This window comes from Streptosporangium sp. G11, assembly GCF_051192615.1.
Classification (GTDB): domain Bacteria; phylum Actinomycetota; class Actinomycetes; order Streptosporangiales; family Streptosporangiaceae; genus Streptosporangium.
The window spans coordinates 20,139-40,160 of sequence record NZ_JBPJUQ010000047.1; the positions used below are offsets into that span (position 1 = coordinate 20,139).

The following is a 20,022-nucleotide window of genomic DNA, read 5'->3' on the forward strand; positions in this document are numbered from 1 at the left end:
TGGTGCTCCTTGCGGTGTCGGGCGGGAGGAACGGGGGAGGGGGCGCCTCGCGGTCAGGTGATCGGCGACAGGACCTCGAGGGCGGCGGCGTGGACGCCGGGGGCGGCGGCCAGGAGGTCTCGGCTGCCCGTGCTCCAGGGCTCGCCCGCCAGGTCGGTGACGGCGCCTCCGGCCTCGGAGACCAGCAAGGCACCGGCGACCAGACCGGAGCGGACGTCGGAGAACTGCCAGAACGCGTCCATGCGTCCGCCGGCGACGTGGATGAGCTGCAACGTGGCGGGAACGGACACGCGCACGACGAGTGTGCCGGCGAGCATGGCGGTGACCGACTCGCCGATCCGCCGGAAGGTGTGCTTGTCCTCGCCAGGCTTGGCCTGACCGGTGCCGACGAGCGCGGCGCCCAGGTCGGTCTTGGCGGACACCTTCAGGGGCCGGTCGTTGAGGCGGGCGCCGCCGCCGGCCACGGCGGTGTAGGTGTCGCCGGTCAACGGCAGGTGGATGACGGTGAGTACCGGCAGGTTGTCGCGGACCAGGGTAGCGGTGACGGCCCAGTCCGGCATGGCGTGGACGTGGTTGATGTTGCCCTCGGCGGGGTCGACGATCCACCACTCCCCGGGCGGGAGCGCGCCACCGGCCAGTTCGTCCTCGGCCCACTGCGATCCACGCCGGGCCCGCAGCAGCGGTTCCCGCAGCACGTCCAGCACCGCGTCGTCGTTGGCGTGGATCTCATAGACGACCTCGTTCAGGCTCACGCCTCGGGCGTGCGGGGTGTAGCGGTCGCGCAGAGTGAGGCCGGCGGTCTTCACCGCGGCCGTCACATCGGACATGAGCGTCGCGTCGGCGTCGAAAGGCATGGCTGTACTCATGGTGAGCTCCTCGGGGTCCGGTCGCTGCGGGGCGGTCCGTCTCGCGCCCGCGCTTCGAAGGTAGGCCGCTCGGTGATTAACAACAAGTGCATGCTTTTCACTTGTAGAGTTACTCATATGCAATTGGACCTGAACCTGCTCACGGCTCTGGACGCGTTGCTCGAAGAGGGCAGTGTCGCCGGCGCCGCGGCCCGCCTCCACGTCACCGCACCGGCGATGAGCCGCTCCCTGGGCCGCATCCGCAAGGTCACCGGTGACCAGATCCTGGTCCGCACCGGCCGCAGCATGGTCCCCACCCCCCGCGCGCTGGCCCTCCGGGTTCAGGTCCACGCCCTCGTGCAGCAGGCCCACCAACTTCTGTCCGCGCGGCAGGAACTCGATCTGGCGGCTCTGGAGCGGGTGTTCACCGTGCGCTGGCACGACGCCCTGACCGCCGCCTGCGGCACGGCCCTGATCGCCGCCGTCCACCGCCAGGCCCCCGGCGTCCAACTGCGCCTGCCCGCCGAATCCGGCACGGACACCCCCGAGCTACGACGGGGTGAGGTCGACCTCGAATCCAGCTCCAGCCGGCCGACGCTCCCCGACATCCGCCACCGCCTCGTCGGCAGCGATCAGCTCGTTGTCGCCGTCCGACCAGGCCACCCACTCACCGAAGGCCCGCTGAGCCTCGAGCGCTACGCGGCCGCCGAACACCTCACCGTCTCGCGGCGCGGACGCCTGCGCGACCCGATCGACGACGCCCTGGCCACGTACGGGCACGAACGCCGCGTCGTGGCCGCCGGACCCACCGTCGCCTTCGCGCTGCGACTCGCCCCCGACACCAACCTGGTGCTCACCCTTCCCGACGCGGTCACCCGTGCGGCCCGGGACCAGCTTGGCCTGATCACACTGCCCCTGCCACTCCAGATGCCCGCCATCCCGCTGTACCTGCTGTGGCACCAGCGCTACGACGACGACCGCGCCCACACCTGGCTGCGCGACCTGGCCATCGAAACCGTCCAGGCACTGTTCGCACCACTGGCCGCCTCCGACGGGCCCTCACCTTCCGAACCGGGCAGTGATGACACCTGAGGCGAACGGGGGGCGGAATACCAACGTGACGTCGGCACCGGACGGCCCCCTGTCCCGGCAGCGAGGTCAGTGCGAATGAGCCTCTTCGAGAGAAGATCCCGTCAGGCGTGCCGTGATCACATCGGCGAAGTTGGAGCACTCGAAGAGGTCCTGGTGCGGGCAGGCCAGGCCATGGGCGATGGCGGTGCGTGCCGCCTGAGCCTGGGCGATCCGTTGGTCCAGCTCGGTGAGCTTGCGTTGGCACAGCTCCCGCCAGCCGTCGCCGGCCGGCGAACGAGACGCGATGAACGCTTTGACCTCTCGCAAGGTGAAACCGACATCTCGCAGCAACAACACCACACCGACCAGCTCGACCGCCGATGGCGGATAACGCCGCTGGCCTGAGACCCGGGTCGGTGCCGGGAGCAGGCCGAGCTCCTCCCAGTAGCGCAGAGCGGAGGTGGCGACACCGGTGCGGCTCGCCAGCTCGCCGATCGTCAACTGCTCGTCCATTTGACTTCAAGCATACTTGAAGCCGTTGACTGGCGATCATGCGAACAGCAGGTACGTCTCTCAGGCAGCGCGCGCTCAGAAAACTGGTGCGCCAGGCGCACCACCCCCGGGGCATCGTCGGGTGGGCGGTCGGCTGGATCTTCGCTCATCGCCGCTCCAACCGGCAGCGCAACATCTGGGCGGTGTCGTTGCTGGACGTGCAGCCCGCCGACCGGGTGCTCGAGATCGGCTTCGGCCCCGGCGTCGCCATCGCCGAGCTCGCCGTCCGCGCCACCCGGGGCCACGTCTTCGGCGTCGACCACTCCCAGGCCATGGTCCGCCAGGCCACCCGTCGCAACGCCGCCGCCGTCCGCGCCCACCGCGTGCACCTCACGCACGCCTGCGTGAAGCGGTTGCCGAGCTTCGGCGATCCGCTCGATGCCGTCCTCGCCGTCAACTCCGCGGGGTTTTGGCCCGACCCGGTGGAGCGGCTTCGCGAGCTACGCCGCCTGCTTCGCCCCGCAGGACGCATCGCGCTTGTCAGCCAGCCCCGCTGCCCCGGTGCCACCCGGGACACCACGGCCCGAGCCGCCCGAGAGCTCCAGGACATGCTCACCCAGGCGGGCTTCACCCGTCTCCGGGTCGAGACCCTCGAGCTCGACCCGCCCGTCGCCTGTGTGCTTGCCGACAATCCGACCGGCATGCCGTCATGACCGCGGATAACACGCCGGCCGGCTTCCGACTCATTGAAGCTCGGCCCCGGCGAGTGCGGCCCTGGTGTGGAGGAAAGCGGGCAAGGCGATCAGAAAGGACCTGACGGGGTGCTGTATGCACAGCCGATACGTGGCCGAGCGCCGACGGATACGCGGCGCCGGCAGGGTTGATGCCCGATCCGCACAAGATGACCGTCATGTTCTCTTTTCGAATGCCTGGCGCACTGGCCGCGGTCGCGGCGTCCATGATGGTGCTGACCGGATGCGGTGGCGCGAGCGCGTTGACCGGGGCATCGGTGCTCGCCAAGCCCGGCGCGCGCAGCGCGGGCGACCCGCTCTTCGCGTACCTGGGCAACGGTGGTTACGACGTCCGCTCCTATGACGTGAGCTACGACTACCGGAGCGGCACCACGAAAATGGACGCCTCGGTGAGGATCGAGGCCACCGCGACACACGCCCTGTCCGGCTTCAGCCTGGACGCGGCGGTAGAGAGGATCTCCCGGGTCGCCGTGGACGGCCGCCCCGCCGGCTTCCGCGTCTCGGGGGAGAAACTGCTGATCACGCCGGAGAAGGCGCTGCCCGGAGGGCGGCCGTTCCGCGTGGACGTCTCCTACCGGGTAGACCGCGTCGCCAACCCGCAGTCACCCGCCTTCCCCCAGGACGAGAAACCGCACCGCACCGCCTGGGTCGACAAGAAGGACGGCTTCGCGGTCATGGGACAGCCGGACCGGGCTCACCTGTTCTTCCCCAGCAATGATCATCCCAGCGACAAGGCGAAGGTCACCTTCCGCATCACCGCCCCGAAGGGCCTGCAGGCGGTCGCCGGCGGAACGCTCCGCGCGCGGACCGAGAAGGCGGGCCGCGTCACCTCCGTCTTCACCACCCGCGACCCCATCCCGACCCACGTCGCGCAGGCGGCCGTCGGCCGCTTCACCCTGGTCGAAAGTAAGGGACCGCATGGTCTGCCGCTGCGCAGCTACGTCGCCACCGCGCAGGCCGCCAGGACCCGCGCCCTCGTCAACGGCATCGCCGAGCAGATGAAGTGGATGGAAAAGCAGGTCGGCCCCTTCCCCTTCGAGACCTACGGCGTGCTCGGCGTGCCCGACGACTACAACGGCGTCGCCCTGGAGACCGCGACCATCTCCACCTACGCCGTGGAAAACCTGACCGGAGCCGACCGGCGAGGCAGGGTGACCAAGGAGGAAACCCAGAACGACGCGATCACCATGGTCCACGAGCTGGCCCACCAGTACTTCGGCGACGCCGTCTCGGTGCGCGACTGGAACCAGATGTGGATCAGCGAAGGCCATGCCGAGTTCTACCAGGTCCTCTACGCCGTCGAGAAGGGCTGGCGTGACCTCGATGACCCCTCGCGCGGGCTGCGTGCCCGCTACGAATTCGACGGGGAGAAGCGCGTCGAGTCGGGCCCTCCGGGAAAGATGAAGCACGCGCGGGACGTACTGGTCGGAACCAACACCGGGGGCCTGCTGATGCTGTTCGGCCTGAGGGAAATGGTCGGCAAGGACACCTTCCGGCGGATCGAGAAGACCTTCTTCGCCGAGTTCCGCGGCCGCTCGGCCGGCACCCGGGACTACATCGAGGTCGCCAACCGGGTGAGCGGCAAGGACCTGACCGGCTACATCAACGGCTGGATCCACAACGCCGAGACCCCGCCGATGCCGGGCCACCCGGACTGGAAGTCCTAGTGCCGTGACCGGGAAGGTCCACCGGGGTGCCGCTCGTGGTGGCCAGGCCCGAGCGGGTCGGATGTGAGCCATCAGACCCGATTCGGCCTCCGGCCACCCGAGGTGACCGGCAGTGCTCACCGACCTCAAGTCCGCGCGACCCAGTGACGGCGAACCCGCGCGCATCCACCGGCATCGAATCCGCGCGCAACATAGGTTCTGGGAAGTTGCCTTCCCGTTACCTATGAGAATGTCGGTTCTCAGAAGTAATCGGCTCCAACTTCCGTCCTGCTCCACCGGAGTCTCACCGGCCTGGCCCATCGGGGGTGACGGGCCTGGCCGGCCGGGGTTTCAGCAGCCGCAGACGATCCCAAGGCTCACCGCGGTCAGGTCGTCGGCCGGGCGCCGGATCAGATCGTCGCCGGTCCGCACCGGCAGTCCCTCGCGCACCCAGTACTCGTAGCCGCCGATCATCTCCTTGACCTGGTATCCGAGCTTGGCGAACTCCAGCGCGGCCCGGGTCGCGCCGTTGCAGCCGGGACCCCAGCAGTACGTCACCACGACCGTGTCGGCGGGGATCAGCTCAGCCGCGCGTGCCGCGACCTCTCCGGTGGGCAGGTGGAGGGCGCCGGGCAGGTGGCCCTGCTGCCACGCCTCCAGGCTGCGGGAGTCGACCACGAACAGCCCCGGCACCCGGGCCTCCAGGTCGGCATGGACATCACTGACATCGGTCTCGTGGCGCAGCCGCGCGGCGAAGTGGGCGGTGGCCTCGGCGGACGTGGCCGACGGGATGGAGAGCACTTTCGACATGCCGACGATCCTGCCCGTCGGCGGCGATCGCCACCAGCGGCGCTGTTGACGCCTTGCGCTAAGATCCCGCCATGCTTCCCCTGCCGGTCCGGCGCGGGCCGACGGTTTCCGTCCTCGCCTACCAAGGCATGTCGGTGTTCGAGATGGGCATCGTCACCGAGGTGTTCGGACTGCCGCGGCCGGAGTTCGACCTTCCCTGGTACCGGCTCACCGTGTGCGCGGAGCATGACGGGCCGGTCCGTGTCATCGGCGGTGCGAACCTGTACACGCCGCACGGCCTGGAGGATTTCGCCGCGGCGGAGACGGTGATCGTGCCCGGCGTGCCTGACGTCACCGCCGTCCCCTCACCGGACCTCGTGGCGGCGCTGCGCCTGGCGCGTCGGCGTGGCGCCCGCATCATGTCGATCTGTTCCGGCGCCTTCGCCCTGGCGGAAGCGAGCCTGCTCGACGGCCGCCGGGCCACCACCCACTGGCGCTACGCCGAGCTGCTGTCCCGCCGCTACCCTGCCGTCCAGGTCGATCCGAACGTGCTCTACATCGACGACGACAATGTGCTCACCAGTGCCGGCAGCGCCGCCGGTCTCGATCTGTGCCTGCACGTCATCAGGCAGGACTTCGGCGCCGCCATCGCCAACGCGGTGGCCCGGCGGCTGGTGATCCAGCCCCATCGCGACGGCGGGCAGGCCCAGTTCATCGAAGCGCCCATGAGCACCGCACCCGATGACGACCGGGTCGCCCAGAGCATGGCGTGGGCGCTGGAGCACCTGGCAGCCCCCCTCACCGTCGAGACGCTGGCCCGGCAAGCGCACATGTCGACGCGGACCTACCTGCGCCACTTCGCGCGCTCCACCGGCACCACCCCGATCCGATGGCTGATCGACCAGCGTGTACAGGCCAGCCTCGTGCTGCTGGAGACGACCAGCACACCCATCGAGGAGATCGCCAAAGCCATCGGATTCGACACGCTGGTCACCTACCGCCACCACTTCGGCCGCGCCATGCGGACCTCCCCATCGGCCTACCGCCGCGCCTTCCACACCCGGGTATGACCTGCTGGCGGCTACGGCGAAGCCACGCGGTGACCGTCCTGTAGCCGCCCGGCCTCGGCGTCGGCCGCCGGGAGCGTCCGCCTCTGCGTGGGGCGGGCGCTCTCGTCATGTCCGGCCCCCGCTGCTCGTGCCGCCTCCGGCAGCCCTGCCGGAGGCGGCGAGGTCTCGTCAGGCGACGGCGGTCCCCTCAAGCTCGACCATCAGGTCGGGGATCGCCAGCCGTGCCACCCCGAGCATCGTGGTGGACGGTGCCACCCCGGCGGCGCCCAACCGCGACGCCAGCACGCCGTAGTGCTCGAAGAGCCGATCGACGTCGGTGGTGTAGACGTTGATCCGGACGAGGTTCGCGAGGGACATGCCGGCCTCGCCGAGTACGGCCTCCAGGTTGTCGAGGCTCAGCGCCAACTGCGCCGCCATGTCATCGGCATGCTGGGGCTTGCCGTCGCCGCTCATCGCGGTCTGCCCGGCGCAGTACAGGGTCCGGGTGTGCCCGGAGACGATCTCACCCTGGTTGTACCCCATCTCCACCGACCACGCCCACGGGTTGACCGCCGTTCGCTCCATTGCCACACCAGCTCCATTCGATTCGTCGACATCACGTACGTCGATCGGCTCGGTAGCCACCGTCTTTTTCGTGATGTCGATTAGCCTCCCGGCAAATCACGACATCCTGTGTCGTGTATTTCTGTAGAGTTTTCGTATGCGCGCCGACCGGTTGGTCTCGCTGGTGCTGCTGCTGCGGCAGCATGGTCGGCTGTCAGCGGCGGCGCTGGCCCGCGAGCTGGAGGTGTCCACCCGCACCGTGCTGCGCGACATCGAGGCGCTGTCCGCGGCGGGCGTCCCGGTCTACGCCGAACGTGGCCGGCACGGCGGTTTCGCGTTGTTGCCCGGTTTCCGGACCGAGCTCACCGGACTGAACCACGACGAGGCCCTTGCCCTGCTGGTCGCCGGATCGCGGCGCGGCGCGCAGGCGTTCGGCCTCGGCTCGGCGCTCGCTTCGGCGATGCTCAAGGTGGTCGACGCGCTACCCGAAAGCTATCGGGACACCGCGGCCGGCGCGGCCGAGCGATTGCTCATCGACCCGGAGACCGACCTCCTCTCGCGTCGGCTGGTCGCTGAGGAGGAGGTGCCTGACGCCGTAGTGGCCGAGGTCCTGCGCGCGGTTTTCGCCGGACACAAGCTGCGCATCCACTACGCGGCTGTGGACCAGACCCCGAAGTGGCGCACGGTGGACCCGATCGGCCTGGTCACCGTACGCGACCAGGGCTACTTGCTGGCCACGAGGTCTGGCGCGGACCGCACCTACCGGCTGTCCCGGGTCTTGGCCGCCAAGGAACTCGCCGAACCCGCACAGCGACCGGACCGGGTCGATCTGGACCGGGCCTGGCAGGAACGCAGCACCCGGTTTCGGGCCGGCGGCGACCAGGTCACCGTGCTGGTACGGGTGGACCCGGCACGGCGGGAGGACCTGGTGGGCACCGCGCTGGCCGTCCGCGCCGAAGAAGCCGATTCGGACGGCCGGCTGCGGCTGGAGGTGACCTTCCAAGATCCGAGACACGCCGAATGGGCGCTGTGGCAGCTCGCCACGAACGCGGAAGCCCTGGCCCCGCAGTGGTTGCGCGATTCCCTGCGCAACCGCGCCGCCGCGATCGCCACCCGCTACGGAGTGTCCCCCTGAGGGTTGTCGCCTTCCGCGGGCAGGCCGCGTTCCTGTCGGGGCCCATCGAGAGGCGGCACTTCGCATGCCCCGGCACCCGCCCGACCCCGCCGGCGATCCGTTCGGTGGCCGGCACGCCATGACGCCCCCGCTCCTGGCCGCCCCGCTTCCGCGAGGGCGCGCGGCCGACTCGGCATTGGCCGCGTGCCCTCGCGCACAACGCGCTGGTCACATGGCTCAAGCACCGGCACCGCCGGTGGCCCCACACCCACAACCGCCACGTATTGGCTTCATGGGCATCCGCGGCCGGCATCGGGCCGGTCATCGGCTGGATCTCGGCGACGCCGTGGGCGAAGTCGGTGACCGATGCCGTTGCGGCCCGCCGGGCCGGAGGGGCGAGCGTGATGGCGGTCACCAGGCCCGTAAAAAACTTTGCGCGGGATCTGTCACAGGCCGGAGGGCTGTCCTGTCTTAGCTGGAGACCGAGGGCGGGCAAGTGCCCCGGCGGACAGGAAGGTTCACAATGAAGATCGTGGTAGTGGGCGGCACCGGCCTGATCGGGTCGAAGCTCGTGACGAAGTTGGGGGAGCACGGTCATGAGGCGGTGGCGGCGGCGCCGAACACCGGCGTCAACACGCTTACCGGCGAAGGGCTGGCCGAGGTGCTGAAGGGCGCGCAGGTGGTGATCGACGTGTCGAACTCTCCCTCCTTCGAGGAGGCCGCGGTAATGGAGTTCTTCACGACCTCCACCCGCAACCTGCTCGCCGCGGAGGCGGAGGCCGGCGTCGGCCACCACGTCGCGCTGTCGGTGGTGGGGACCGAACGGCCGCCCGGGAACCCCTACTTCCGGGCGAAGATCGCTCAGGAGAAGTTGATCGCGGAGTCGTCGACCCCGTACTCGCTCGTGCACGCCACCCAGTTCTTCGAGTTCGTCCGGCGCATCGCCGACGAGGCCACGGACGGCGACCAGGTGCGGATGGCGCCCGTGCTCTTCCAGCCCATGGCGGGCGACGACGTCGCCCAGGCGGTCGGCCGGGTCGCGGTGGGATCACCGCTGAATGGCAGGGTGGAAGTCGGCGGGCCCGAACGGTTCCGGATGGACGAGTTCTTCCGGAAGGCTTTGGCCGCCTGGGGCGACCCGCGCGAGGTGGTCACCGACCCGCGGGCGCACTACTTCGGCAGCGTGCCGAGCGAGCGCACGCTGGTGCCCGATGACGGCGCTTCCCTGGGCCAGATCCACTACCGCGACTGGCTCGACCGGACCGCCACCGGAAAGTGATCGACGAAAGGTGGTTCCATGCCCACGTTGAGATCGACCGCGTGGCAGACGGCGCTCACCATGCTGCTGGAGGTGGAAGGCGAGCCGGAGCGGGTCGTGCGCGCGGGAGAGGCGTTCTGGGAACCGGGCGGCGACGTCATCCACTACCAGGACGGCAACAACCGCGACGACGTCCGGCTCCGTTTCACCGTCACGATGCTGTGCGAACCCGGCCGGCCGATGCTCACCCTGGTCGACGACGAAGAACTCGCCCAGCGTAAGGACCGCCGCGCCCCTCGCCCGTCCTGAGTGCGGCCGAACCATCGCGGCATGACGGCCACAGGGGAGTGGCGGACACCGCAAGGGCCTTCACGGAGTTCCGCTGTGACCGCATCGGCGTTGATCGCCGAGTTCGATGATGTCGCCGGTCGGACCGCCGACGCTGACGCCGCCGTCGAGCACCTCGAGCACCTCGGGCAGCGACGCCATACCGGCCACTCGCCGCGGCGGCGTGGGTCCGGCCGCACTGGCCTGGCCGGCCGAGACGCGCGAGCTGTCGGCCGGCCCGAGATCGCTGGACGTGGGCACCGGAGCCGGCTGTTCGGTCCGACGGACGTCGAGCGCGAGGAAATCGGCCCGCGGGGCCTGCTCGACGCGGTCCAGGCGCCGGGGGCGGCTTCCGGCCCGGCGATCACGTTGCGTGACACTCCAAAGCCCCTCCGGTGCCCCTCTGGGGGCGCCAGAGGGGCGCCCCTTCCGACAAACCGAGGTATGACACCGATGAAACACTCACAACCGCAAAAGCCCGCCGCTGCCGCCTCATCGGCACGGATCGACACGCTCGACAGCCTTCGTGAGCATCTGCAGTGGGCGATCGAGCTGGAACACGCGACCTTGCCGCCGTACCTGTGCGCGCTGTACTCGCTCGACCCGGAGCGCAGCCCGGAAGCCGTCGAGGTGGTGGGCAGCGTCTTCGTCGAGGAGATGCTGCACCTCGTGTTGGCCGCCAATCTGCTCAACGCCGTCGGTGGCCGACCGCGGCTGGACACGCCGGAGCTGCTGCCGCCGCACCCCCGGCCCCTGCCGCACGGCGACCGGTCCCTGGAGTTGTCGCTGCTTCCCTTCGGTGCCGAGGCGTTGGAGATGTTCCTGCGTCTCGAACGGCCGGCACCGCCCGGCGCCGCGGCGGAGGGCGACGACTATGAGACGATCGGGCAGTTCTACGCCGCGATCGAACAAGGACTGCGTCACCTGTGCGACCGGTTCGGCGAGCGGGCGGTCTTCAGCGGCGATCCGGCCCGCCAGGTGAGCGCCGGCCACTTCCGGCACACCGCCGGGCGGCTGGTCGCCGTCGACGGTCTGGACTCCGCGCTGGCGGCGCTGCAGGAGATCGTCGAGCAGGGCGAGGGCACCTCCCGCGGTGAGGTCTGGGACGGTGATCAGGACGTCTTCTACCCCGAGCGGGACGAGGTCGGGCACTACTACCGGTTCCAGGAGCTCAAGGCCGGCCGGCGCTACCGGCGCGGCGACACCCCGCAGTCCGGGCCCACCGGCGAGACGATCTCCGTGGACTGGGCCGGCGTACGGCCGATGCGGCACAACCCGAGGCTGGCCGACCATGCCCCGGGCAGCGCGATCCGCACGGCGCAGGAGGAGTTCAACCACACCTACCGCGACCTCCTGCAGCTGCTGCAGGATGCGTTCAACGGCAACCCGAAACTGCTCGCGGACGCCACGCGCGCCATGTACGCGCTCAAGGCCCAAGCTCAGGCCCTGATGCGAACGCCCGACGAGGACGGTGCCACGGCCGGGCCGACCTTCGAATACGTGTCACCCGAGTCGCGTTGACGAAGCGCTGACGACCGGCGGCGGGCCGTCGTGCTCCGCGACGGCCCGCACGTCGTCTACAGCGGCGTTCCGCACCGGCGCGAACGCGAGATCGTCTCCAAGGCCCCGTCACCGAGAGCCTCTTCGCCTCACCGGAGTGCGAGCTGATCGACCGCTGGACCTTGCATACCGGGTCAGAAGCCGGGCGGGCGATCTTCGGCTACCTCGGGGGTTCTGCAATCCACGCCGCCGTCACTCCGCCGGCGGACGGCTCGGCCCTGCCGAATACGAGCGACGCCAAACCCTCAAGACTGTCCGAGGAGACGACCATGCCGCCGCGTAGCCGAAAGCACTGACGTGTCTACCGAACCGGGGCGACTCCACCTTCGCCCCGCCGTCCGCGCGCGTAGCCGGCTATCCGCCTTCCGTGACCCGGATGATCGTCTTGCCGGGGGTGCGCTGGGCGGGCGCGAACGCGGAGGGCGCCTCGGCGAGCGTTCGCACGGCCCCGACGATCGGGCGCAGCCGTCCGTCCCGGAGCCGCCGGGCCAGGTCCGCGAGCCGGGCGCGATCAGGTTCGACGACGAAGAAGATCGCCTGTCCGTCTCGGGGCCGGACCGTGGGTGGCGAGGCGATGGTGACGAGCGTGCCGCCGGCGCGCACCAGCGCGGCCGAGCGGTCCAGAATGTCGCCGCCGATGACGTCGAACACCATGTCGACCTGACCGACGTCTTCCAGGGGATCGGCCTGCAGGTCCAGGAAGGCGTCCACGCCGAGACCGAGTGCCGTGTCCCTGTCGTCGGCCCTGCCGGTGCCGATCACTCGGGCTCCCGCCTCGCGCGCGAGCTGCACCGCGATGGAACCGACACCGCCCGCGGCGCCGTGGATCAGGACGGTCTGGCCGGCGGCGAGGTGGCCGTGGTCGAACAGGCCCTGCCACGCGGTCAGCCCTGAGATCGGCAGTGCGGCGGCCACGGTGTGGTCGACGTCGGCCGGCAGCGGCGCGAGGTTGCGGGCCTCCACCGCCGTGTACTCGGCCAGCGAGCCGTTGCGGGTCCAGTCGGTCAGCCCGAACACCCTCTGGCCGACGGTCAGGCCGGTGGTTCCGTACCCCAACTCGACGACGACACCCGACAGCTCATGCCCGGGCACACTCGGCGTCCGGTCGCGGCCCGCGCGATCGGACCACGTTCCCGGCCAGTCGAGCTCTCCGGGGGTGAACCCCGCGGCATGCACCCGCACGATGACGTCGTTCTCGGCGGCGTGGGGGTACGGCTCTTCTGTCAGGGAAAGCCCGGCCAGACCGGCGGCGCGGTCTTGAACGGTGATGGCTTGCACGACAGGTCCTCACTGACGGCGGAGATACGCTTCCCAGCTGGAATCCCGCCAGCTTGTCGAAGCATGCCTCCAGCCTGCGCGGCCCCTCCGTCAGCCGCACCGATTTCCCGCGAGGATATAACCGGGGTTGAGGAACAGCGGAACAGCCGTTGGCGGTAGCCACCGCATCGCAGGTCGCCGAGGGGGCGCGGGTCAGGCGGCGGGACGGAAGGCCGCGTCGAGGACGTCGATGAACAGGCCCACGGGCGGCATGCCCCAGTCGCCGTTGACGTTCTGGGTGACGATGTGCTCGCCGTCTCGCGTGCCGTACAGGTATGACCAGGTGCCCGTGATCATGCCGCCGTGGCCGTAGACGGTGGTGCCGCAGGGCAGGGTGACCGAGGAGATGCCCAGGCCGTAGCTGTAGCCGTCCAGCCACTTGCCGTCGGGGACCGGGGTCATGGTGAACATCTCGTTCTGCTGGACGGGCGGCAACAGCCGGCCGCTCAGCAGGGCGCTGAGGAAGGTGCCGAGGTCCGAGGCGGTGGAGATGATCTCGCCGACCCCGAAGGCGTACGACGGGCTCAGCTCGGTGACATCGTGAACCGGGGCGTCGGCGTCGGGCAGCATGAGCTTGGAGTAGCTGCTCGTGTGGGGCCGCGGAAGCCGGTCTCGCCGCCGGGAGCGTAGGTGCCGGCCAGCTTGAGCGGTCGGGCGATGCGGTAGGCGACGGCGTCGGCGTACGACATGCCGGCCGCCTTTTCGATGATCATGGCGGCGAGGACGAAGTTGGTGTTGGAGTAGCCCCAGCCCTGGCCCGGCTGGAAGTCGGCCGGGTAGGAGACGGCGATCTTCACCAGGTCCTCGGGGGTCGGCTTGTCGAAGCGGTGCTCCAGCAGCTTGGGCGTCCAGTAGCGCTCGAGCATGCCCTCGTCGAGGGTGTAGGCGAAGATGCCGCTGGTGTGGTTGAGCAGCTGCCGGATGGTGACCTCGCCGCCGTCGTGGCCGTTGCCCTGGACCAGGCCGGGCAACCACTTCTCCACCGTGTCGTCCAGGCTCAGCCGGTACTCGGCGGCCAGCTGCAGGACCAGGGTGGCGGTGAAGGTCTTGGTGATGCTGCCGACGCGGAACCGCTCCTGCGGCGTGCGCGGCCGGCCGGTGGCGGTGTCGGCCACGCCCGCCGAGCCGAACCACCGCTGTGTGCCGTTGCGGATCTCGGTGATCGCACCGGGGTAGCCCTGCTCGATCACGGCGGCCTCCAACAGGCGCTGAACCTCGGCCTGGCCGGGGACGATCGGGTTCGCGGGGGTGATGGCCCGGGTGTTCATATGGAGTCTCCTTCGGGGGCTGACGGGACTGCTCGCCCGCTCTGTCATCGATCTTCGCGACAAAGGAAAAGCTACGTTGCATACGCTGGATCGTCAATCATGAATACGTGAAGCAACAGAGTATTAGCAGCTCAGACGCCTATGTTCGTTGCATGAAGGTTGCCGATTAATGCAACTCTGACCGTCGCGAGTTGCAGGTCGTCGCTGCCGGATGCACACTGTCCGTTAACCGGAATCCCCTTGGCCGCGCGGGTGGCCGGGTGACCAGGAGGCGGACGCCGTGCCCGGAGACAGGCTCACCCAGCAGGACCGCCGTCAGATCGCCGATGGACTGGCCGGTGGGCTGACCTACGCAGAGATCGCCCGCCGCCTCAAACGGCCCACCTCGACCGTCACGCGTGAGGTGATGCGCCACGGCGGTCCCGGCGCCTACCACGCCGACCAAGCCCAGCGCGCCGCCGACCGGCGCGTCCACCACAGGACCACCACTCCCGCGGCCGTACGCGGTGATGCCGACGCCGGTGGACGCGACCCGCGAACCGTGCGCGAGGTGGCCGACCAGCTCACCGGCCTGCTGGTGCAGGGAGGGATTCCGCAGATGATGGCCAAAATGCTGGCGGCCCTGTATACCACCGACAGCGGCAGCCTCACCTCCGCCGAACTCGTCCAGCGCCTTCAGGTCAGCCCCGCCTCGATCTCCAAAGCGGTCGGCTACCTCGAGGCCCAGGAACTCATCCGGCGCGAACGCGACTCCCGGCGCAGGGCCGAGCGGTACGTCATCGACGACAACGTCTGGTACCAGGCCATGATGGCCAGCGCCCGCGCCAACGCCCTGCTCGCCGACACCGCCCGGCAAAGCGCCCGCACCCTCGGCCCGACGACCTCCGCCGGCGTCCGGCTGGAGAACATGAGCCAGTTCCTCACCCGCGTCGGAGAAGACCTGATCCGCTCGGCCGAGCACTGGCGCCAGGTCTACGCCGCCCCCCAGACGGACGAGCACGGGTAAGCCCGGTGTTGATCACCCTCGTCTGCCGTGACGCTTATGCCTGGTGGCCGGATGAGCAGGAGTGGACGCGCACCCCCGGCAAACGCCACCGCGATACCGCGATCGCCGGCCAGGGCCGCCTGATCCTGTCCGGCGCACCCTCGCCCGCGAACCGGGCCCACTACCCGCGTGACCACCGCGGCCGCGCTTACTACGGATGCGGCGCGACGCGGCCGCCACCCGAGCCCCCCGGACCGGCGGCCACAGCATGAGGAGCGACCGCGCCGACCGCGCTGCGTCGGTCAGGGGTCGCCGCTGTTTCGGGCGACGTTGCGCGCGGCCGTCACCACGGCACTGGGGTGGCCCGGGGCGAACCGGTCACCGGCCATATGCCGTCTTAGGAGCAGGTCGAGGCGCTGCACCGGCTACGGCCGCATCCGTGAAACGAGCGGTGTTCCTGGTGCTGGGCTATGCCGCCAGAAGAGGGGTGAGACACGTCCGTGATCAAGATCGGGAAGGATTGCCCTTTCTGTCCCGGACTATCAAGGAACCTCTATGAAGCGAATGATCGTGAGCATTTCCGCGGCCACGGCTGTCGCGCTCGTGACCGGGGCACCGGCCCAGGCCCAGGTCGCCCCCGCCGACCCGGTCAAGGCGTTGAAGAGCCAGTTCGTCGCGGGCAAGGGAGTGAAGTTCACCGACCGGACCACCATGATCGAAGATGGTGAGGGTAAACCTTACCTGCGGCGCACCGGTTCCTTCCAGTTCGGCCGGGGCGGGATCGTCGCCTCCGACATCAGCTCGAAGGACGCCGGCCCGGCCGACGATCCCCTCGACCCGCCTGCGTCCGCACGGACGATCCGGATCGGCACCACGAGTTACTCCCAGGGCGGCACCTACCGCGACAAGATGCCGCGAGGCAAGAGCTGGTACAAGGACCCGGACGGCATGACGGGAGATGTGGACGGCTGGTTCAGCCAGTTGGTGAACGTCGCCGAGCCGGCGACCCTCACCAGCCTGCTCAAGGGTGCCAAGAAGACCCCTACCAGCTACAGCGGTACCACCACCTTCGGCAGACTCGCCAAGGTCTCGCCCTGGTTTCGCGCCACCTTGCCGCTCCGGTCGAGCGACAAGACCGTGGTGACGTTCAAACTCACCGTGGACAGAAACCGTCTGCCGCAGCGCCTGACCACGTCCTTCCCCGTCACCGGCATCTTCGACAGCGCCGGGTGGGAGGGCAAGACGATCAGCGTCGAGACCCGCTTCACCGGCTGGGGCGCCAGGGTCTCCATCAAGGCGCCGCCCGCGAACAAGGTGACGACCAAGCTCGAGGACAGGGACGGGCTGTGACAGCGGCGCGGTCCTGTTCGCGGAGGTGCCGAGCCGGGGTTTCGCCTATCCGCCGTGTGTATTCTCAAAAATCGTGACCGTCTCCGCTTTCGGAAACACGATTTCTCGGAAGCCGGGGGACCCGCGCAGGTCGGTTTACTTTGGGCTAGGGACACGTTCGGGGGAGAAGGCCGGAACGAGTGGCTACACCGTTTCGTCCTCACCACCCGGGCCACGGCGAAATGGCAGGTCATCCGCTACGTCGAAGGGTTTGTAACCTGCGACGTCCGCACTCGGCTACCGGTCGCCCCTGGAAGTGCTCAACGAGTCCCTTTCATCCCAAATGGCCGCATAGCTACACGCCGCAAGACGGCTGTCCGTAATCACCGTGGCCCCTCACAAAAGGTGAATTTTTACCGGCCCCGCTACGTTCGCACCGCATTCACAGCGCGTTCGGAGAGCTCCGAATAGGTCACCATAAAATCCACGCATGACAATATTTAAAACCTGCGACGCGCTCTCGTGGGCGTTTCGCTCAGCGCGGCGCTGCTGCTCACCCTGGCCGGGCCGGCCCACGCGGTCCCGGCCAACACGTGGGGATACCTGCGCAACCAGGTGAGCTGGGGCAACCTCGTCTATGGCGACCAAAACGGACCGCATGACGCCTACACCGATTCCTTCGCCACCACCACAATGTTCTCGCATCGGTTCATTCCCAAAGAGGGCGGCTACTTCGAGATCGTCCAGTCCACGCCGACCTGGACCTGCCTGGACAGCAACCACGCGCGCCACGTCTACGGACTCCGCTGCAACGGCGGCGACTACCAGCGATGGTGGGTGACCGCCGTCGGCACCGGAACGTGGGGATACACCGTGTACGAGATCCGGAACAAGGCGACCGGCCTCTGCCTTGACGGCAACCGGGCCGACGACGTCTACACTCACCCCTGCAACCGCGGCGTCTACCAGCAGTGGGCCTACCAAACTGCGTAGTGGTCACCCTCGCGGCGGGTAGCGTTGCGCGGCCGTCACCACGGCACCGGCGGTGGCCCGGGGCGAACCGGTTACGGGACTTGGTAGTGGTGGAGTCGCGTATTCAACTGTCACGAGTCGTCGTTCCCCCTAAGCCTTACTGATGACGTTCCGCGCTTCTCGGCGGCGTGGCGGTTCAGCCGCGGAACCCGCGAAAGACGCCGTCCGCATCGGCGCTCTCGGCGAACTCGCCGAAGTCCATGTTGGCGATGGAGAGGTTGGCATGAATCAAAGGGATCTCGGAGGGGATGACGCGCATCTCCCGTGCGCATTCCAGCTCGATGAGCAGGAACGGCATCTCCGTCGAATCGACGGTGACCTTGTCGGCGATGACGAAGAGCGGGTCCTTTTGCCCTCCTCCCCGGCTTGAAGGGCGGGGATCCTCCCGTCACGTCGCGGTTAAGCAGCGCGGCGGGGGTTGACGCTTCACAGCCCGGGTAACCCCGAGGTCTCCACGTCCTGACACCGCTGGTCCGTCGGCGTTGTTGATATTGATCGCGGCGTTGGTGCCGGCGCGGCCGACCCACCCGCACGCGGGGTTGACGCAGGCGAACACGGTTCCGTTGCTCCTCAAGGCCCGTCTCAGGGGGCGAGAAGGGGCCCGGTGAACACCCGACAAAGGCGGTGCGGAGAATGTCGGGTGATCGGGGCCGGTGTCGCCGCACGATGGGGGCATGGATGACACGACCTTGGTATCCCGCTTCCTCCGCGACGGCTTCGTGAAGTTGGAGGGCGCCGTCGCGCCGCGCGTGGCCGCGGACTGCGCGCGGCTGCTGTGGCGAGAGACGGGCTGCGACCCGGACGATCCAGCGACGTGGACGCAGCCCGTGCACTGGGTGGCCGGCATGGCGCAGGGGCCGTTCGCCGCCGCACCCAACTCCCCGTTCCTGCAGCGCGCGTACGACCTGCTCGTCGGCGCGGGATGCTGGGAGCCGCGCTACTCGCTGGGCACGTTCCCGCTGCGCTTCCCGCACGAGGAGGAGCCGGAGGACGCGGGCTGGCACATCGAGGGGAGCTATCTGCCGGAGGGCGAGAGCTGGTACTTCACGAATCTGCGCTCCCGGGGCCGGGCGCTGCTGATGCTGTTCCTGTTCAGCGAGGTCGGTGAGGAGGACGCCCCGACCCGGATCCGGGTCGGCTCACACCTCGACGTGCCGAAGGTGCTGGAGAAGTACGGGGAGGACGGGGCGAGCGGGCTGGTCCTTGCGCCCGATCTGGTGGCGGCGTCCGAGCACCGGCCACTCGCCCTCGCCACCGGGTCCCCGGGCGACGTCTTCCTGTGCCACCCATTCCTGGTGCACGCGGCGCAACCGCACCATGGGGTGCGGCCGCGCTTCATGGCCCAGCCGCCGCTGATGCCGGCCGCGCCGTACGAACTGGAGCGGGCCGACGGCGCGTACTCACCCGTGGAGATCGCGATCCGTCGGGGCCTGGGACAGGACACCCCCGGTCCGGACGGGGACGGCACCGACTGCAGCGCCGGGTAGACATGCTTCATCCGCTCCTGGAACCGGGCGGGGAAACAGTGCCCGGGCAGCGCCGCGCCAGCCGTTGTCGACCATCGGGCGGGTGCTGTCCACAGCGCACCGGCCTCACGACGACAGGCCGGACAAGATCACGCGAAGAGACCGAACACCGTCACCCGAAGAACGGGGAGATCCACAGAGCAGGTCTCACCGACTCCCCAAGTGTCAACAGCCGAAATCAAGGAGCGCCGTCAATGCCGGGTCCGCATGGTGGGCGCTGCCTGGCGCGGTGGTCGTCAAGAAGAAGGAGACCGGGCATGCCGGAGCGGCTGAACCAGGCCATGGAGCCATGACCTACCGTCACGCGATCGTCCGGACCGGCCATCAGGACCTGGCCGGCGGCGCGGTGCTGCACTCCGCCCCAGGGTTTCCCGCCTTCCCCGTCAGGCTGGCCAGCGAGATCTTCCAGCGAGCGCTGGCCCTGCGCGGCGGCGACCAGCCCGCCGTCCTCTGGGACCCGTGCTGCGGCAGCGGTTACCTGCTGACCGTTGTGACACTGCTGCACCGGCGCCGGATCGCCTCGGTGCTGGCCTCCGATCTCGACCCTGAAGCGCGGAAGCTGGCCGAACGCAATCTCGCCCTGCTGAGCCAGGCCGGCCTGGCGGCCCGCGCCGCCGATCTCAGGGCGCGCGCCGCCCGCTTCGACAAACCGGCGTACGACTCGGCCGCGCGTGCCGCCCACCGGCTCGCCGCCGAACTCGACGCCGCCGGGGGGGACATGCCGCACGCGGTGCGCCAAGCCGACGCGTTCGACCCCGACCAGCTCCAGCGGACACTCGGCCACCACGCACCCGACATCGTGATCACCGACGTCCCCTATGGCGAACAGACCCACTGGCGCGGACCCAGCGCGGCGGCAGGAGTCACCGGCATGGTCGACGCTCTGACGGCCGTGCTCCCGCACGACAGCGTGATCGCGGTGACGGCGCGGGGCCGCAAGGTTCTCTCGGACCGCGGACCACGCCCCCGAACATCCTTCAAGATCGGTACCCGAGCTGTCGCGCTGTTCCGAACCTCTGAACGTCCTCGTACTCGGGGTGCCGTCAAGAAACGTGTCACCAGCCGCCAACCGTAACGTCGCCGCAGGTCAGGAAGGTA

Annotated in this window: 20 protein-coding genes and 1 pseudogene; 13 read left to right on the plus strand and 8 right to left on the minus strand. The window is 69.3% G+C overall.

Going from position 1 to position 20,022, the window contains the following annotated elements; translation table 11 throughout:
- Positions 1–53: 53 nt before the first annotated feature.
- Positions 54–866: an inositol monophosphatase family protein gene (locus ACSDR0_RS33080; RefSeq protein ID WP_435292853.1), complete on the minus strand. Its 813-nt coding sequence runs from the start codon at positions 864–866 to the stop codon at positions 54–56.
- A 117-nt stretch (positions 867–983) separates the two neighbouring features.
- Between ACSDR0_RS33080 and ACSDR0_RS33085 the strand changes: the two genes are divergently transcribed.
- Positions 984–1,937, plus strand: a complete 954-nt coding sequence (locus ACSDR0_RS33085; RefSeq protein WP_435292854.1) for a LysR family transcriptional regulator — start codon at positions 984–986, stop codon at positions 1,935–1,937.
- A gap of 66 nt (positions 1,938–2,003) precedes the next feature.
- Here the strand turns inward: ACSDR0_RS33085 and ACSDR0_RS33090 are convergent, their stop codons facing one another.
- Positions 2,004–2,429: a MerR family transcriptional regulator gene (locus ACSDR0_RS33090; RefSeq protein WP_435292855.1), complete on the minus strand. Its 426-nt coding sequence runs from the start codon at positions 2,427–2,429 to the stop codon at positions 2,004–2,006.
- 38 nt (positions 2,430–2,467) lie between these two features.
- Here ACSDR0_RS33090 and ACSDR0_RS33095 point away from each other — a divergent pair, with 38 nt between their 5' ends.
- Both ACSDR0_RS33095 and ACSDR0_RS33100 read left to right on the plus strand, forming a co-directional pair.
- Positions 2,468–3,121: a class I SAM-dependent methyltransferase gene (locus ACSDR0_RS33095; protein WP_435292856.1), complete on the plus strand. Its 654-nt coding sequence runs from the start codon at positions 2,468–2,470 to the stop codon at positions 3,119–3,121.
- 197 nt (positions 3,122–3,318) lie between these two features.
- Positions 3,319–4,827 carry a M1 family metallopeptidase gene (locus ACSDR0_RS33100; RefSeq protein ID WP_435292857.1) on the plus strand — a complete coding sequence of 503 codons (1,509 nt, stop codon included), beginning with the start codon at positions 3,319–3,321 and terminating at the stop codon, positions 4,825–4,827.
- Positions 4,828–5,157: 330 nt separating this feature from the next.
- Here ACSDR0_RS33100 and ACSDR0_RS33105 read toward each other — a convergent pair whose 3' ends face one another.
- On the minus strand, positions 5,158–5,616 hold the full coding sequence (locus ACSDR0_RS33105) for a rhodanese-like domain-containing protein (protein WP_435292858.1): 459 nt from the start codon (positions 5,614–5,616) through the stop codon (positions 5,158–5,160).
- A gap of 71 nt (positions 5,617–5,687) precedes the next feature.
- Between ACSDR0_RS33105 and ACSDR0_RS33110 the strand changes: the two genes are divergently transcribed.
- A complete protein-coding gene (locus ACSDR0_RS33110; protein WP_435292859.1) occupies positions 5,688–6,665 on the plus strand; it encodes a helix-turn-helix domain-containing protein in 978 nt (325 codons plus the stop codon).
- 168 nt (positions 6,666–6,833) lie between these two features.
- Here ACSDR0_RS33110 and ACSDR0_RS33115 read toward each other — a convergent pair whose 3' ends face one another.
- Entirely contained in the window at positions 6,834–7,229 is a 396-nt protein-coding gene (locus ACSDR0_RS33115) for a RidA family protein (protein WP_435292911.1), read from the minus strand.
- 136 nt (positions 7,230–7,365) lie between these two features.
- Here ACSDR0_RS33115 and ACSDR0_RS33120 point away from each other — a divergent pair, with 136 nt between their 5' ends.
- The 4 genes from ACSDR0_RS33120 to ACSDR0_RS33135 all read left to right on the plus strand — a co-directional run bounded on the left by ACSDR0_RS33120 (position 7,366) and on the right by ACSDR0_RS33135 (position 11,428).
- Positions 7,366–8,343 (plus strand): helix-turn-helix transcriptional regulator, encoded by a 978-nt coding sequence (locus ACSDR0_RS33120; protein ID WP_435292860.1) that lies wholly within the window; start codon positions 7,366–7,368, stop codon positions 8,341–8,343.
- Positions 8,344–8,845: 502 nt separating this feature from the next.
- Positions 8,846–9,601 (plus strand): SDR family oxidoreductase, encoded by a 756-nt coding sequence (locus tag ACSDR0_RS33125; RefSeq protein WP_435292861.1) that lies wholly within the window; start codon positions 8,846–8,848, stop codon positions 9,599–9,601.
- An 18-nt stretch (positions 9,602–9,619) separates the two neighbouring features.
- Positions 9,620–9,889, plus strand: a complete 270-nt coding sequence (locus ACSDR0_RS33130) for a hypothetical protein (protein ID WP_435292862.1) — start codon at positions 9,620–9,622, stop codon at positions 9,887–9,889.
- Between the two features lie 471 nt (positions 9,890–10,360).
- Positions 10,361–11,428 (plus strand): ferritin-like domain-containing protein, encoded by a 1,068-nt coding sequence (locus ACSDR0_RS33135; RefSeq protein WP_435292863.1) that lies wholly within the window; start codon positions 10,361–10,363, stop codon positions 11,426–11,428.
- A gap of 393 nt (positions 11,429–11,821) precedes the next feature.
- On the opposite strand, the gene ACSDR0_RS33140 is transcribed toward ACSDR0_RS33135, so the two are convergent.
- The 3 genes from ACSDR0_RS33140 to ACSDR0_RS33150 form a co-directional block, all read right to left on the minus strand.
- Positions 11,822–12,745, minus strand: a complete 924-nt coding sequence (locus ACSDR0_RS33140; protein WP_435292864.1) for an NADP-dependent oxidoreductase — start codon at positions 12,743–12,745, stop codon at positions 11,822–11,824.
- Positions 12,746–12,937: 192 nt separating this feature from the next.
- A complete protein-coding gene (locus ACSDR0_RS33145) occupies positions 12,938–13,354 on the minus strand; it encodes a serine hydrolase (protein ID WP_435292865.1) in 417 nt (138 codons plus the stop codon).
- Positions 13,309–14,052 carry a serine hydrolase domain-containing protein gene (locus ACSDR0_RS33150; protein ID WP_435292866.1) on the minus strand — a complete coding sequence of 248 codons (744 nt, stop codon included), beginning with the start codon at positions 14,050–14,052 and terminating at the stop codon, positions 13,309–13,311. The genes ACSDR0_RS33145 and ACSDR0_RS33150 overlap by 46 nt, the downstream gene beginning before the upstream one ends.
- A gap of 280 nt (positions 14,053–14,332) precedes the next feature.
- On the opposite strand from ACSDR0_RS33150, the gene ACSDR0_RS33155 reads away from it, so the two are divergent.
- The 3 genes from ACSDR0_RS33155 (at position 14,333) to ACSDR0_RS33165 (ending at position 17,359) form a co-directional block, all read left to right on the plus strand.
- The gene (locus ACSDR0_RS33155; protein ID WP_435292867.1) at positions 14,333–15,058 is read left to right on the plus strand and encodes a helix-turn-helix domain-containing protein; all 726 of its coding nucleotides are present in this window, start codon (positions 14,333–14,335) and stop codon (positions 15,056–15,058) included.
- A gap of 534 nt (positions 15,059–15,592) precedes the next feature.
- Positions 15,593–16,387 (plus strand): hypothetical protein, encoded by a 795-nt coding sequence (locus tag ACSDR0_RS33160; RefSeq protein ID WP_435292868.1) that lies wholly within the window; start codon positions 15,593–15,595, stop codon positions 16,385–16,387.
- A gap of 501 nt (positions 16,388–16,888) precedes the next feature.
- Positions 16,889–17,359, plus strand: a complete 471-nt coding sequence (locus ACSDR0_RS33165; protein ID WP_435292869.1) for an RICIN domain-containing protein — start codon at positions 16,889–16,891, stop codon at positions 17,357–17,359.
- A gap of 175 nt (positions 17,360–17,534) precedes the next feature.
- On the opposite strand, the pseudogene ACSDR0_RS33170 reads toward ACSDR0_RS33165, so the two are convergent.
- Positions 17,535–17,738: pseudogene (locus ACSDR0_RS33170) on the minus strand (DUF6924 domain-containing protein); the annotation flags it as partial.
- 334 nt (positions 17,739–18,072) lie between these two features.
- Here ACSDR0_RS33170 and ACSDR0_RS33175 point away from each other — a divergent pair.
- Both ACSDR0_RS33175 and ACSDR0_RS33180 read left to right on the plus strand, forming a co-directional pair.
- Positions 18,073–18,885, plus strand: coding sequence for a phytanoyl-CoA dioxygenase family protein (locus tag ACSDR0_RS33175; protein ID WP_435292870.1), 813 nt, complete (start codon positions 18,073–18,075; stop codon positions 18,883–18,885).
- Positions 18,886–19,213: 328 nt separating this feature from the next.
- Positions 19,214–19,999 (plus strand): rRNA methyltransferase, encoded by a 786-nt coding sequence (locus ACSDR0_RS33180; RefSeq protein WP_435292871.1) that lies wholly within the window; start codon positions 19,214–19,216, stop codon positions 19,997–19,999.
- Positions 20,000–20,022: the final 23 nt, after the last annotated feature.

Bases quoted from the DNA above. Each gene is read 5' to 3' on its own strand.
- ACSDR0_RS33080 (WP_435292853.1), bottom strand. From the start codon at position 866: ATGAGTACAGCCATGCCTTTCGACGCCGACGCGACGCTCATGTCCGAT.
- ACSDR0_RS33085 (WP_435292854.1), top strand. From the start codon at position 984: ATGCAATTGGACCTGAACCTGCTCACGGCTCTGGACGCGTTGCTCGAA.
- ACSDR0_RS33090 (WP_435292855.1), bottom strand. From the start codon at position 2,429: ATGGACGAGCAGTTGACGATCGGCGAGCTGGCGAGCCGCACCGGTGTC.
- ACSDR0_RS33095 (WP_435292856.1), top strand. From the start codon at position 2,468: ATGCGAACAGCAGGTACGTCTCTCAGGCAGCGCGCGCTCAGAAAACTG.
- ACSDR0_RS33100 (WP_435292857.1), top strand. From the start codon at position 3,319: ATGTTCTCTTTTCGAATGCCTGGCGCACTGGCCGCGGTCGCGGCGTCC.
- ACSDR0_RS33105 (WP_435292858.1), bottom strand. From the start codon at position 5,616: ATGTCGAAAGTGCTCTCCATCCCGTCGGCCACGTCCGCCGAGGCCACC.
- ACSDR0_RS33110 (WP_435292859.1), top strand. From the start codon at position 5,688: ATGCTTCCCCTGCCGGTCCGGCGCGGGCCGACGGTTTCCGTCCTCGCC.
- ACSDR0_RS33115 (WP_435292911.1), bottom strand. From the start codon at position 7,229: ATGGAGCGAACGGCGGTCAACCCGTGGGCGTGGTCGGTGGAGATGGGG.
- ACSDR0_RS33120 (WP_435292860.1), top strand. From the start codon at position 7,366: ATGCGCGCCGACCGGTTGGTCTCGCTGGTGCTGCTGCTGCGGCAGCAT.
- ACSDR0_RS33125 (WP_435292861.1), top strand. From the start codon at position 8,846: ATGAAGATCGTGGTAGTGGGCGGCACCGGCCTGATCGGGTCGAAGCTC.
- ACSDR0_RS33130 (WP_435292862.1), top strand. From the start codon at position 9,620: ATGCCCACGTTGAGATCGACCGCGTGGCAGACGGCGCTCACCATGCTG.
- ACSDR0_RS33135 (WP_435292863.1), top strand. From the start codon at position 10,361: ATGAAACACTCACAACCGCAAAAGCCCGCCGCTGCCGCCTCATCGGCA.
- ACSDR0_RS33145 (WP_435292865.1), bottom strand. From the start codon at position 13,354: ATGCTGCCCGACGCCGACGCCCCGGTTCACGATGTCACCGAGCTGAGC.
- ACSDR0_RS33150 (WP_435292866.1), bottom strand. From the start codon at position 14,052: ATGAACACCCGGGCCATCACCCCCGCGAACCCGATCGTCCCCGGCCAG.
- ACSDR0_RS33160 (WP_435292868.1), top strand. From the start codon at position 15,593: ATGAAGCGAATGATCGTGAGCATTTCCGCGGCCACGGCTGTCGCGCTC.
- ACSDR0_RS33175 (WP_435292870.1), top strand. From the start codon at position 18,073: ATGGATGACACGACCTTGGTATCCCGCTTCCTCCGCGACGGCTTCGTG.
- ACSDR0_RS33180 (WP_435292871.1), top strand. From the start codon at position 19,214: ATGACCTACCGTCACGCGATCGTCCGGACCGGCCATCAGGACCTGGCC.